9 protein-coding genes and 1 pseudogene are annotated in these 13,896 nt (G+C 40.0%); 4 read left to right on the top strand and 6 right to left on the bottom strand.

The annotated features are described in order from the left end of the window. Positions 1-80 precede the first annotated feature (80 nt). From H5201_RS04885 to H5201_RS23445, 4 genes and pseudogenes are all read right to left on the bottom strand, one after another. Positions 81-2,183, bottom strand: a complete 2,103-nt coding sequence (locus tag H5201_RS04885) for a flotillin family protein (protein WP_145237480.1) — start codon at positions 2,181-2,183, stop codon at positions 81-83. 62 nt (positions 2,184-2,245) lie between these two features. Beyond that, entirely contained in the window at positions 2,246-2,869 is a 624-nt protein-coding gene (locus H5201_RS04880) for a YqiJ family protein (protein ID WP_257325469.1), read from the bottom strand. 217 nt (positions 2,870-3,086) lie between these two features. Beyond that, positions 3,087-4,577, bottom strand: coding sequence for a dipeptidase (locus H5201_RS04875; RefSeq protein WP_182783825.1), 1,491 nt, complete (start codon positions 4,575-4,577; stop codon positions 3,087-3,089). Positions 4,578-4,721: 144 nt separating this feature from the next. Beyond that, positions 4,722-5,951: pseudogene (locus H5201_RS23445) on the bottom strand (methyl-accepting chemotaxis protein); the annotation flags it as partial. A gap of 471 nt (positions 5,952-6,422) precedes the next feature. Between H5201_RS23445 and H5201_RS04865 the strand changes: the two are divergent. The 3 genes from H5201_RS04865 (at position 6,423) to H5201_RS04850 (ending at position 9,537) form a co-directional block, all read left to right on the top strand. Then, on the top strand, positions 6,423-6,593 hold the full coding sequence (locus tag H5201_RS04865; RefSeq protein ID WP_182783823.1) for a DUF2986 domain-containing protein: 171 nt from the start codon (positions 6,423-6,425) through the stop codon (positions 6,591-6,593). A 297-nt stretch (positions 6,594-6,890) separates the two neighbouring features. Further along, positions 6,891-8,291: a pre-peptidase C-terminal domain-containing protein gene (locus H5201_RS04860; protein ID WP_182783821.1), complete on the top strand. Its 1,401-nt coding sequence runs from the start codon at positions 6,891-6,893 to the stop codon at positions 8,289-8,291. A gap of 430 nt (positions 8,292-8,721) precedes the next feature. Continuing rightward, on the top strand, positions 8,722-9,537 hold the full coding sequence (locus H5201_RS04850; RefSeq protein ID WP_220497016.1) for a GyrI-like domain-containing protein: 816 nt from the start codon (positions 8,722-8,724) through the stop codon (positions 9,535-9,537). A 64-nt stretch (positions 9,538-9,601) separates the two neighbouring features. On the opposite strand, the gene H5201_RS04845 is transcribed toward H5201_RS04850, so the two are convergent. Next, positions 9,602-10,570, bottom strand: coding sequence for a TDT family transporter (locus H5201_RS04845; protein WP_182717032.1), 969 nt, complete (start codon positions 10,568-10,570; stop codon positions 9,602-9,604). Positions 10,571-10,681: 111 nt separating this feature from the next. Between H5201_RS04845 and H5201_RS04840 the strand changes: the two genes are divergently transcribed. Further along, a complete protein-coding gene (locus H5201_RS04840) occupies positions 10,682-11,560 on the top strand; it encodes a LysR family transcriptional regulator (protein ID WP_182717031.1) in 879 nt (292 codons plus the stop codon). A gap of 42 nt (positions 11,561-11,602) precedes the next feature. Here H5201_RS04840 and H5201_RS04835 read toward each other — a convergent pair whose 3' ends face one another. Beyond that, entirely contained in the window at positions 11,603-13,753 is a 2,151-nt protein-coding gene (locus H5201_RS04835; RefSeq protein WP_182783819.1) for a TonB-dependent receptor, read from the bottom strand. Positions 13,754-13,896 lie beyond the last annotated feature (143 nt).

Genomic DNA, 13,896 nt, shown 5'->3' with positions numbered 1-13,896 from the left:
AAACCTATCCTGAAATTTAATAGAAGTTAGCCGCAATAGTTAAACTATTGCGGCTACAACGAGAGAACTTAGAAATTAAGCTAGTCTTTTGGATCTAGTTTAATTTTCTCATCTAACCCACCACCTAAGTTACCGCCTAACATGCTTAGTAATTGGCTTTTTTCAGCCGCAGAGGTATTACTTAACTGCTTTAATAACTTACTCATGTTGAAGTTTTTAAGTGTTTCGGCTGAGCCATTCGCCCCAGCTAACACCCCTTTTAGGTCTTCAATTAAATTACGATCACCATTTAAGTGATCTTTAAATACGGTTTGTACGGTTTTACTTTCATCAACTAAGCCATCAATTGATTTACCTAAACTAATTGCACTCATAAATTGATTAAAGAACTGACCATCGCCGCCCATAATATTAATATCAGCATTACCTAAGGCTTTCGCCATAATATGTGCTTGGTGCTCAGCAATGTCTTTGCTGGCCGAAATTTTTGCCAATACGAGCTCTTTTTGCTGGTTAAGCTGCAGCGTAAAGCTTTCGTAATCGCGAGCATCTTGATCCATTGCGTTCAAGGCTTGTAGCTTCTCTTCAAGGCCTTTTGCTTCGGCGCGCATCTTACGCTCTAGGTTAATCGCTTCCACTTCACCTTGTTTCTCATTCGCATCAGCCATGGCTGTTTGTACTTGCGCCTGAGATAAACCAATTTCACGATTACCTTGTGCTTCAGCTTCAAGTTTTTGACGCATTACTTTAGCATCAGTTTCACCTTGAATTGCATTTGCTTCGGCCTTCGCTTTAATAACATCCGCTTCAGCAAGCCCTTTAGCAGCTGTTTCAACTTGTTGCGCATGCGCCAAAATCTTTTTCGACTCAGCTTGTTGATTAGCAATTCTAAGCTCTGCATTGGCCATTGTTTCAAGCTCACGAGCTTTATATTCTGCGGCTTGCTCTTGCGCTTTTGCAGCTTCGATATCTTTTACTAATGACTGTTCGGCTTCGGCTTTGGCACGAATGATCATCGCACTCTTCTCGCGCTCTGCACCTGCGAGTACTTTCACATCTTTAATGCGCTCTTCTTCTTCAGCCACTGATTTTTCAACAATCACGCGATCACGCACTACATCGGCAATTTCTTTACGTTCTACTTCCAGTGCTTTTTCTTTATTGATGCGCAGGATTTCGGTTTCTCTTTCACGTTCGATCACTTCAATTTCACGTGAACGAGCAACTTTCTCTTCTTCAATACCCAAAACGCGTAATCGGTTTTGTTCGGCAATATCAAGCTCACGTTGCTTATTTTGCTCGCTAATGCCAATCGCTTCTTCTGTTTGAATGCGGGCTTGCTCTGATTTTAAGCGCTCTTCTTGGCGTACTTTTTCAGCTTCGGCATATTCGCGGGCTTTCACGGTTTCAATTTCGCGCACTTGACGTGACATGGCATCTTGCTTTTGACGCTCAATTTCCAGTGACTTTTCGGTGGCTTCTTGATTTTGGATCTCAATTTTAGCGCGTTCATCACACTTCAATTGATTGGTAGATACATTTTGTACTGCTGTCATTTCAGTGATGCGGCGAATACCTTCGGCATCGAGAATATTTTGCGGATCGAGCTTATCAATTGACGTTTGTTCAAGGTAATCAATAGCAACATCTTCAAGTGAATAACCCGATAAATCTTGGCCAATCACTTCTTTAATATTATCGCGAAATTCATTTCGGTGAGTAAATAACTCAACAAAATCCATTCGCTTACCAACAGTTTTAAGTGCTTCTGAGAATTTCGCTTCAAACAATTCTTGCAATGTGGCGTGCTCTGATGCACGGGCGCAACCGACTTGCTTAGCAACGCGTAAAATATCTTCTTTGTTTTCGTTAACACGAATATAAAAAGTAATGGCGATATCGGCGCGAATATTATCTTTACAGATCAAACCGCCTTTATCTTTACGCTCAAGCACCATGCGCTTGGTTGAAATGTCCATCACTTCCATTTTATGGATCACAGGATAAACAATTCCGCCCGTAGTGGTGACATCGGGCTCGTTCTTCATTTTATTAATGATCAGTGCTTGGCCTTGCTCTACCTTGCGATAAAACTTGCCGATAATTAGCAAAATAGCAAAAATAACAGCGATTGCTATACCTACAAATGTCAATATAGGTATGAGATTATCTAAAAATTCCATGTTATGTCCTAACGTGATTATCGATTTATTATGTGTTACTTACCCCTAAATAAACTAGGGTATTACCAAGGTTTGGCGGTAATAATGTAACAGTGTTGCTCTTTGAGGTGTTCAAGCAACACCGCTGTGTCACCTGATGTAAATTGCTCGTCATTTTCAGCTCTAACTTCAAGTAACTGCTCAGTACCTTGAAATTTAACCCGTGCTTGGCCAAATGTATTTGTTACTTTGCCAGTAACAACAACACATTCTAAACCCAGTAAATCTGAACTTTGCGAGGTTTGTGCGCTGCTAAAAAAGCGCTGTAATGGCCGAGAAATAATGGCCGCAATTGGCATAGCAATCAGCAAACAAACGCCCAGCATTAGCACGCCAAAAATATAAAACCACATACCATCGCCTAACAGGTAGGCAAAAAACTTATGGGCATAGATGCTGATCAACCAGCTACTCATCACTACGAGACTAATAGATACAGTAATTGGTATGCCACCAAACCCCATGCTAAACCATGAACTCAAGCCTGAGCTTTGCGACGCATCGGCTTCAATTTCTAGATCTGATTCAAACATGTCAATATCAGCAAAGCCAATAAGGGTTATTAGCCAAAACAACATCACAACTAACAACAGGGCTGAAAAAATAACGGTGGGGAAAGTAAGCGCTAAGTTTAAAAATTCCATCATTACAACTATCCATTTATTTTAAACGCAGTAGGCGATAAAACTTTTTATCATTTAGTCGCGTAAATGTTAAGTGTTTTATGGAAAATCAACGTTGTTAATATAAAAAATTGTAAATGAACGACTACTTTGAAACGTTAACTTAGCTTAATTAACGACTTAGAAGTAAAAAAACGCCGCAATTTAGCGGCGTTTTACTTTGTGTGTATGACGACCTAAGTTACATATTACCCAGCTTTATCATCATTGCTGTATACATTTTAAGATTGAGCTTAAGTTGTTCAACTGTAATAAACTCATGCTCTGAGTGACCGGTGTAGCGCTTGCCTGGCATTGATGGCCCAAACGATACTGCATTATCAAATAACTTTGCATTGGTACCGCCACCAATAGATACAAATCCAGCCTCTTGATCACCGGTAAAGTGTTTAAAAATATCTAATAATGCTTGTGCATGAGGTGCGCTGTCGAGCAACATTGGCGTGCCAATCACCACATCAACACCAGATAACTTTACGTTATTTCTCACTTGCCAATTACTCAGTGCGGTATCAATTTGCGTACGTAATACCGCTTCATCTTTACCCATTGGACGACGTAAATTCACAGCGAGTGTGAGTTCATTACCATCACGTTCAATAAGCGTTGGTGCTACTGTCATAGGTCCCATAAAGTCATGTTTATAAGCAATATCACCAAACTGTTTGCCATGTATATCAAGACCAATTAGCTGATTAATAAACGCAATTGCTTGACCATCACTGTTATTCTCAAGCTCAATACCTTTAAAAGCTTCCGCTAAGTAAGCAATGGCGTTAACCCCAGATTCTGGCTCTGATGAATGAGCAGACAACCCTTTTACGCTGATAACAACACCATCAGCTTGCTCGCTAAAGTTAAATTCCACAGCGTTAAGCGCACTCGCTGCATGTTTAAGTTTGCTGACTAACGCAGTATCGGCGTTATGTAACACCACACTCGCATCTTCTGGTATTTGGCTTTTAAAAGCGCCGCCAGTAAGTTCACTTACATACACTCCTGTTTGTGCTGAGGTAGCATTAAACGTTGGTGCAATTAAGCTCCAACCTTTTTCCGCGACAACCACCGGGTATGACGCATCAATAGTAACCGCATATTTAGGCTGCTGATAGCTTTTCATAAACTCTTCAAGCGGACCCCAATCAGATTCTTCAGCTAAGTAAATCATCAACTCAATACGATTATTAAGTGTGATCTGTTGATCTTTTATAGCTTTCATTGCATATAAAGCGGTCGCGATAGCACCTTTATCATCTTCTGTTCCACGCGCAATTAATTTACCTGGCTCTGAGGTACTATCTATTTCAAACGGGCTTTTTTTCCACTTACTTGCGTTGGCAGGTTGCACATCGCCATGGGTTACTATGGTTACCTTTTCAGTTTGTTGCCCCATACCAATAAGTACGGTGTAACCTAAATCTTGGTAATCAAAACCAAGTTCAGCAGCTTTCATTTTTAACAAAGCTTTAAAGCCAATAAAGTCGGGATTATCAGGAGTATTGATGCCGTCTTTATTAACCGTCGGGAATGATACTAAATTAGCTAAGGTATGAATTTGCGCACTTTGGTAGGTATTTACAGCATAATCAGCAACGCTGTCATTAATCTTATTTAATTTTGCATGTGCGTTAAAGGCCAATAAAGCGATACTAGCTAAAGCTAATTTTTTCAAAACAAGTCCCATTCAATTAACAACTAAGAATCACAATTATAACGCTCTGGCTTAATAACGAACAATGCTTTGCGATAGACCGACAACTTATTATTAATAAAACATAGAGCAAAGCAGCTAGGTAAATAATAGGCTGTAAGAAACTTAAGGTTTCATCTGATCAACCATTTCAACAAAACGTTTAACCCCTTGCGTAATTTCACTTAACCCTTGAGATACTTCTAAAATACTTTCTTGCCCTTCGTTTGCAATACCAGCGACAGATCCTAATAGTTCATCCATTTGACTTATCAACGCTTGAGTTTGCTCAACGACACGGCCTATCTCTGCGGTCGATTCTGCGGTATTACTTGCAAGTGTGCGCACCTCATCAGCAACGACAGCAAAGCCACGTCCAGCTTCACCAGCTCGAGCAGCTTCAATTGCAGCATTAAGTGCAAGTAAGTTTGTTTGATCTGCAATAGATCGAATAGTAACCACAATATCAACTATACTTTTAGACTGTATTTTAAGCTCTTTCCCTGTTGCCGTTGCATTATTAACTCGTTCAGCAATGTTTTTTGATGTTTCAACAGCTAAGCCTAAAATATTTACTGCATTGGAAGTTACTTGACTGGTTTCCTCTGAAATAGTCGCAGCTTGATCAATCGTGTTAAATGCTAAGTTAACGCGCTCTGTTATGTCTGATGCAAACTTAATAACTTTATATACCTTACCGTTTTCATCAAAGATTGGATTGTAAGTTGCCTCAAGCCACAAAATGCGACCATCTTTGCTAAATCTCTTAAAACGACCTGAATTAAATCGTCCCTTACTAAGGCTCTGCCAAAACTCTGGATTTTTAAGATAAAACTCTTTATCACAAAATATTTTATGATGTTTTCCTTTTACTTCTTCAAGTGAATAATGAACGGTTGATAAAAAGTTTTCATTAGCATCTAAAATATTTCCTTGTGTATCAAACTCAATGACTGCTAACGATAGATCTAGCGCATTAAGAATTGCATCTTTGTTTTTCAACACATTATTTATAGTCGTGATGTCATTGGCAATTTTAATAACTTTACTTACGCTGCCATCATCTTCTACAACTGGAAAATAATTTGCTTCTAAATAAATAGGAACCTTAGTTTTTGTAAAACGTAAAAAAGTACCACCAAATGATTTACCCGCACTTAAATCTTGCCAGAAATGGCGATAGTCCTCAGAATTTACATAGTCTGAATCACAAAATATTTTATGATGTTGGCCAACAATCTCACTAAGCTTAAACCCCATTACATCTAAAAAATGTTTATTAGCATCAACAATGATGCCATCCACTGTAAAACTAATAAAAGCTATATTAGATTTAATTGCATTTAGCTCTTTTTGAGCCTGAGAGGTCATTGGGTCAGTTTGTTTATGTTTATCTAAAACAGCATTCTTTGACTTAAAAAACATCATTTTATCCTTTGACTGTATCATTCTTATTAGCTATTTAAATCATAGAATTAACAACACTACTCTTTAACAGCCACACTTTAATTGTGACTACTATTCACTACCATTTAGTAACAAAAATCAATAATATCTAATAGTTGAGAATTTTAAAAAGAGCAAGATTAGTCATCAAATTAGTAAGGGGTATTACAGAAAACGCAGGAGATATAAACGATAATAGTATAGGGATAGTTGAGTTTCTAAAATAAATGAGCTATCAGTAAATCTTGTTACTTTTGAGCAACTAAATTTTTAATGTGTTAGAGCATTTAAAATGCCCACATAACAAACATTTTATAAATTTATTAGTCATATTTGCATACAACGAAGTATAATGCGCATCTTAAAATTATGGGGTCGATCATGAATCGCAGAAAGAAAATCGTTACAAAGTTTAATAACAAAGATAAGCGCGCAAATGCAAAATTACATAAAAGTAATAAGCCTGCTTATGTGTCTAAAGCTGAACGTGAAAGATTGGCACTACTCGCTCAAGAACAGCAAATAGACACTTTAAACGATGAAGCGAATTGATAAACCAATAAAAACATAAACTTGAGATTTAAATAAAATAAAAGTTAATAAATAGTTGCAAATTACACACCTAACTGTAATGTTGAATATTCAGCAACAATGCTGAAACACACCAATAATCACTTAGGAGGCATAAATGAACAAATTATTTATTATCGCTCCTAGTGCTCCTCAAGAATGTTCTGTCAACTATCATTTAAGTGAATGGTTCGACGAATAAAAAAACCTGAATAATTTAAAAGCAATAATGCCTCGCAGTAGGAAGGCTTCTATGTAATTAAAATTCAGGTAACAATAATGAAAAGAAAACTCTCAATTCTTAATGGAACACTAGCCGCGTGCATGTTTTTTTCGTTTGCAAGTAATGCTTGTTTAACAAACGAAGTTGAATCAAACGACACTGAAAGCAATGCAAATTCCCCACTTTGTAGTAATACCACCGTTGCAGGCTCGTTGAGCCGCAATGATACTGATTGGTTTAGCTTTGAAGTAACTCAAGTCGGGCCTATTGAGGTCAGCCTTGAGCACAACACTAACGATGATTTTGACTGGGCATTATACCAAGAAATAGGATCTGCTGTTGCCGAAGGGGCGACCAGTAATGTTCCAGAAACAGGCAGTTATAACGCACAATCAACGGGTACTTATTATGTAAAAGTAACGCGTTACTCCGGTACAGGTTGGTACGATTTAACGGTCAATTTTGGTGAAGGTAGTAACACCGGTGGCGGAAGTGGCAGCGGTGATTGTGGCTATAGCTCTCGCCCTGCAAAGCCAAGTTCATTACAAGCATATTTACAAGGTGGCAGTGCTGATTCATGCAGCACATTAACAGCTGATCAAGGTGCTGTATTACTGATGGGTGGTGGCAGCGATGTTGATCAAGCATTTAGTAATCGCGTTGCTAACCATGTTGGCAGCGGTGCCGATGTTGTTGTGCTTAGAACCTCAGGTACTGACGCCTACAACGATTATTTACTGAACTTAATGAATGCCGACTCAGTAGAAACACTGATCATTGATACTCGCAACAAAGCGAATGATGACTATGTTGACTGGGCTATCCGCAGCGCCGAATTTGTATGGATTGCAGGCGGTGACCAATCAGATTATCTTAATCAATGGCAAGGTACAAAAGTACAAACCGCTGTGCAACACGTTTTTGATAAAGGCGGTGTCGTTGGCGGAACGTCTGCAGGCATGGCGTTAATGGCAAACAGCGTGTACGACCCAGATGGCGTTGCTGGCGCAGTATCAGATGAAGTAGTCACTGACTTTTGCCACGAAACACTTAACTTCAGCAGTCGATTTATTGATGTGCCTGTATTAAACAACAGCTTAACCGATACGCACTTCCAAGAACGTGACAGAATGGGGCGTGCCATCGTGTCTTTAGGCCATCACAGCAATCAGTATTTTTCTATTGCAGCCAGTGAGGCAACCTCACTGTTCATCGATGCCTCTGGTACAGGTGTTGTTGACGGCAGCAATGAAGTTTACATCTTTAAAGAAACCGCTAATACGCAAAGAGTGACATTGCAATGTGGGAGCCCAGTAAACTATCAAAATATTAATAGAGTAAAGCTACTACCTGGTGATAATTACAATGTGGTTAGCCACGCTCATAATGGTATGCAACTAGACGTGAGCATTAATGGTAATAACAATAACTTCTACTCCCCTATCAATCCTTATTAATTCCCCCAGTTAAGAGCCCTTTGGGCTCTTTTTTATTTAAAAAGCAACTTGAGCAATTTCAATCAGGCAGGCATTCTCTTACTTTGTCACACTGACGCCACTTCTGAATAAAAGTATAACGAGTAACTATGAAAAACACGCACCTACAGCGCATCCATCATGTCTGTGGTTACGTATACCCAAACCACCTCAAGATGCAAGTTTCAGTTGGAATTAAAAGCGATTTAGGCAAGGCATTGATTGCAAGTAATAGTGGTTCTATTATTAAAATTAATAACGCAGTATAAATCGCTTTTAAACCAACCCGTTGGGCGTTTCACAGGCACATACTCTCATCGTTGTTACTTCTTAAAAGGGACTGCCATTCTTGCAAAGTAACGCCTTGATATTAAGCACCTGTGAAACGCTGAATTCTGCATCTTGAGGTGGCTTGGGTATAAACCATATTGATGAGCCACTTACATTAGATAGTTTAAGTGCCGTTGCCTATTGTTCTAAATTTCATTTTCATCGTTTATTTATCTCAATAATGGGGGTAAGCGTTACTAAGTACACGCAATTTGCTCGCTTAAAGCGCGCCTCTTATCGGCTTGCTTTTGAGCATCACAAACGCATTATTGATATTGCATTAGAGGCAAGTTTTGAAAGTCCTGAAGCTTTTAGTCGTGCTTTCAAACGTGTTTTTGCTCAATCCCCAACTCAATTCAGAAGCACACCAAACTGGCCACATTGGCATGCGCAGTTTGACTTTAAAATACCTGAATTAAAGGTTAGTAATATGAAAGTAGAAATTGTTCACTTTGCACCGCAAGCTGTTGCGTTGCTTACCCACAACGGTTCGGCCACTAAGCTTATGGAAACAGCCGCACAGTTTATTAAATGGCGAAAAGAGTCAGGCTTATCACCGGTAAAAACCAGTGATACTTATGGCATCCCTTATAGCGATCCTGCGGTGACTGACGACAACGATTTTCGCTTTGACTTCGCCGGCAGCGTCAAGCAACCAATTAGCGATAATCAATATGGCGTAAGAAATGGTGAGATCCCGGCAGGTCGCTGCGCTTTAGTCAAGCACTTTGGCAGTCATGACACTATCAGCGACACTGTTTATTATCTATATCGTCAATGGTTACCAAACAGCACTGAAGAAGTTAGAGATTTTCCGTGCTTCTTTCATTACTTAAATCTCATTCATGAAGTAGATGAGTGTGATTTAATAACTGATATTTACTTGCCGCTAAAATAATAATTAACCGCAGAGGCAAAATCTCATTATTGCCTCTTCGTTCTGTATTCATACTATTACAATTTCACACCTTCAAGCCGTTTAAAGCCAAGGAACTAAAATAATGCGTATAACGGATCGCTACATAGCCAACCACAGCGCTTGCTACTAGCAATTCAACTACCGCTAAATGATGTATTTGGTTTATAAACTGTACATCAACATTCATAGTTAGCATCCAATCCGCGAGTTTAAATAACGCCGTAGCACCAATGACCATGGGAAAGGTAAATGCAGCAAACCCAGGGCAAAACCTGCGGCGTAGTAATTTAAAAAATGCCGTATAAATAATGAGTGTCATTAGTATGGCAATACCAAATAACCCCCCAATTATCACTGGCGACGGCTGGGTCACTACAGTGAAATACCCCGCCAACGATAAGCTTGCCGGCGCAGCTAATATAGCTAATGTGGGCTGTGCAGCATCAGGAATTTGCTCAGCAAATATTATCCGGTAAATCATTAACGGCAACATAACTGCGTACATTAACATGCCAAAATAAAGTGCTGCTTGTGCTAAAAACAACAGTGCTGGGTTACCCGAGAACGCGACATCGGCAACAATAATACCCACCGGTGGTACAAACCAACTTGGCACCATGTGCTCAATTTTAAACTCACGAACACGATGAATAATAAAGCTCAATAAAAATCCCAAGTGCAATAAAAATGCGCCTACCCAAAGCACATCCCCTGCTAATGGATTAACGTGCCCTAACGAATTAGATACCACCAACGTTGCCATAGCAAAAGTAGGCACAACGCTACCTACAACAGGGTGCGCTAAATCGGCCTTTAATAAGTGTGGGTACAGTAAAAATTTTAAGCCAAGTATTAATAATAATGCGCTCGCAATTGCCGCCCCAGTGTATTGCGCTGCGCCATTTACATTAAACATATTTTCCCAAGCCCAACCAAGGCTGGCTATGCCTAATGCTAATCCACCCATTGGGGTAGGTGCGGTTATTACTTTGGCTTTTATATAATTAAACATGTTTATACTCCACACTCACTGTTTATCTTATAAAGAAGTTTAACCTTGCATTTTGTTTAGTTAAATCTAATTATATAGAACACATGTTCATAAAAATTAAACACCAAGCTCATGAATATTTCTCTTAAACAACTTAAAGTGTTTGTAGGTATTACTCAGCATGCAACACTTACCGCAGCCTCTGAGCGGCTTTACTTGTCTAAAGCGGCGGTGAGCATGGCGCTTAGCGAGCTTGAAAAGCAGTTAGGTCACCCACTGTTTGACCGAGTAAATCATCGCTTAATTTTAAATCAAGAAGGGCAAAAATTACTGCCCTTGGCCGATGAATTACTGCACAGAGCAAATGATATTAATACGCTTTTTTCGTCCCACGCAAAAGCCAGCGGCACCTTAAAAATAGGTGCCAGCGATACCATTGGTAATCATGTGTTACCCTCTATACTTAGTGGATTTCGCCAACAACAGCTGCATTATTCACAGCAAGTTTTTATTTCAAATTCTGAGCTTATTTGTCAAAAACTGCGCGATTTTGAACTCGACATTGCACTAATAGAGGGCCAAGCCCAGCAAAGCGACTTAGTCTCAACCGTGTTTAGTAAAGACACTATGTGTATTATTGCGCCGCTGTCCCACCCTTTAGCTAAAAAACCACAGCTTAGTTTTAATGACTTAGCAAACAGCGAATGGGTATTAAGGGAAGCCGGCTCTGGTTCACGCTCATTCTTTTTACAAAACCTCGCTACACATATCGATAATTGGAGCCAAAGTTTTGAGCTCAATACCACAGAGGCATTGATCAACAGCGTTGCTGAAGGGTTAGGGCTGGGATGTTTATCGTCACTCGCGGCACAATACGCTTTACAAGATGGCCGCGTTACAAAACTTAATTTAAACCACCCTATGCAAAGGCAATTTTGGTTAGTAATGCATAAAGACAAATATAAAAACCCGTTGCTAACGCAGTTTATAGATTTTTGTGATCAGCTATAATGTAGCCATGCTAAACATCATGGCTACATTTAGGTAGTTTACTTAAAATGCGTAGCTGATACCGGCATTAACCGAGCGACCTTGTCCTGCTAATTGGTTAAAGCCTTGGCCTTGATCCACATTAAACTGGGCAATACTGACTCCGCCTAAAGGCTGCTGGTAGTATTCGTCAAGTAAATTAGTAATTGCCAACTTAACTGTTAGCTTATCCCATGTCGCCTTGGTTGCTAAATTCACTAAGCTATAGTTGGCTGATAGATTTTCAATACGACGTGGATCTACACGCGTTTTGCTATCTACCCACTCCCAGCTCAATGAGTTTTGCCATTTACCGAGTTGTTGCTCAAGGGCTATTTTGCTATGCAGTGGCATTATTTGATATAACGGCTCATCACTGTCATCACGCTCGCCATGGGTGCTATTAAGCGCGGCGGTTAAATCCCATGTGCCTGCATTTTTACTATCAACAACACGGATAATACCTTCAAGCTTAGTGCCATAAAGTGTGGCGTCTAAATTGGTAAATTGCAGGGTATTACGCTCAGTTAATGCCTTATCTGTGCGGTTAGTACTGCCAACAACAGTAACATCAATATAATCATTTACTTGGGTATACCAAGCGTTAGCTGTTATTTGCCACTGACCATCTTCTGCCGATTTAGTGTAACTGGTGCTGATGGTATGCGCGGTTTCGGCTACTAAGTCTGGGTTACCAATATAACCATTACCATCACCAAACCAACCAATCATACTGGTCGACATTGTGCTGACACCCCAGCTATAACGTTCATATAAATTAGGCGCACGATTTTTACGTGCTAAGCCAAATTGTAGTTCATCTTCATTAGTAATTTGGTAGCGTAATAATAGGCTGGCATCCACAAGCGTGTCACTGCGCGCGCGATCCATGGCATTAAACTCTTTTGCAGCATCTTTATTTGGATCTGCCATATTCATTGCTGGCATACTTCCCATACCTGACATTCCATTCATGCCATCACCCATGTCTGAATATGGCTGCACTTCACCGGTATCCGTTTGCACATATTCAATACGCGTACCAGCAGAGACCCACCACTTGTTATTTAGCTGCTTTTGCAGCTCAGCAAAACCGGTGTAGCGGTCACGTTCACCGTCATTAATATTTACATAGTCGTTAGGCCCCATCATCATTGAGCCTTCAATCGCAGGCCACCAATCATCAATGCGGTAACCATAGTATTCTTGGCCGAGCAGTAATACAGTGTCAGCATCAAAGTCTAAACGCCAATTAAGTTGATAACTGATATCTTGCGCGTCGGTATTCATCGGCATCATGCCGGTTTTTTCAGCGCTGAAAAAACCCATTTCGTGCTTTACATCATTAAAGTTTATTTGCGCTCGAAACTCACCACTTTCAAGCTGGCGTTTATACTGAGTGACTATGCCATAACTGGTGTTATCCGTCATATCCATATATTGATTAGCAAAGCCCTGAAAGGGTATTTTTTGATGCGTTAATTTAACCACTAGCTGTTGTTTTTCATCTCGCAGCGCTGCGGTTAATGCATGATTTTGCACGCGATATAGAGTATCTAATACTAAATCACCATTACCATCGTCATAACTATCAGCGTCTTCAAAGGCACCTTGATAATTTAAACTAAAGCTGTCACTGGCAAGTCGTGCGCCAACACCAACCGCTTGCGCATTATTTACACTGCGATACTGCGCCGACACATAACCTGAATGCCACACTAACATATCACTCTCACCATATTGCGGAGCAATGGTGTTTACTACAATAACGCCGGCAATGTTATCGCCACCAGCGCTTACTGGCGAAATACCTGCAATCACTTGATAAGACGATAGCTGATTAGCCGAAATATAAGATAATGGTGGGTTCATCTGATTGCCACAGGCCGCAGTAATATCTGCGCCATCGACCAGTACTTTAACTCTATCGCCCATCATGCCATTTAATATAGGTAAACTAGAAATGCCACCTGCCGCAGAGAAATCCACCCCCAACTCAGTTAAAAGCTGTTCAGCAGAACCTAAATTTGCATGGCTGTTAACGTTTTGGCCCTGTACTTCAATCACTTCAATTGAATCATCAGCCAGTACATAAGGAGAGACTAAACTCGCAATGCAAAGTGCTAACGGAGAAAGTGCATAACGTGAATTGATAGGTGGATTGTGGTTACTCATTTTATTCTTTAATTACAGCAGGTTTAAGATAAGCAAAGTATATAACTTGACGACAACACTGAACACGCGACAAATTGTCGCACCCCAAGCTCTGACTCGATGTTTATTGTTCTTATTTTAAACACGCTAATAACTTTTAAAAG

Source organism: Pseudoalteromonas sp. SG43-6, from assembly GCF_014164365.1.
GTDB lineage: Bacteria > Pseudomonadota > Gammaproteobacteria > Enterobacterales > Alteromonadaceae > Pseudoalteromonas > Pseudoalteromonas rhizosphaerae.
The sequence above is the reverse complement of the archived record's forward strand: the minus strand, read 5'-3'. Positions and strand labels throughout refer to the sequence as shown.

Bases quoted from the DNA above. Each gene is read 5' to 3' on its own strand.
- H5201_RS04885 (WP_145237480.1), bottom strand. From the start codon at position 2,183: ATGGAATTTTTAGATAATCTCATACCTATATTGACATTTGTAGGTATA.
- H5201_RS04860 (WP_182783821.1), top strand. From the start codon at position 6,891: ATGAAAAGAAAACTCTCAATTCTTAATGGAACACTAGCCGCGTGCATG.
- H5201_RS04845 (WP_182717032.1), bottom strand. From the start codon at position 10,570: ATGTTTAATTATATAAAAGCCAAAGTAATAACCGCACCTACCCCAATG.
- H5201_RS04835 (WP_182783819.1), bottom strand. From the start codon at position 13,753: ATGAGTAACCACAATCCACCTATCAATTCACGTTATGCACTTTCTCCG.
- H5201_RS04840 (WP_182717031.1), top strand. From the start codon at position 10,682: ATGAATATTTCTCTTAAACAACTTAAAGTGTTTGTAGGTATTACTCAG.
- H5201_RS04865 (WP_182783823.1), top strand. From the start codon at position 6,423: ATGAATCGCAGAAAGAAAATCGTTACAAAGTTTAATAACAAAGATAAG.
- H5201_RS04880 (WP_257325469.1), bottom strand. From the start codon at position 2,869: ATGATGGAATTTTTAAACTTAGCGCTTACTTTCCCCACCGTTATTTTT.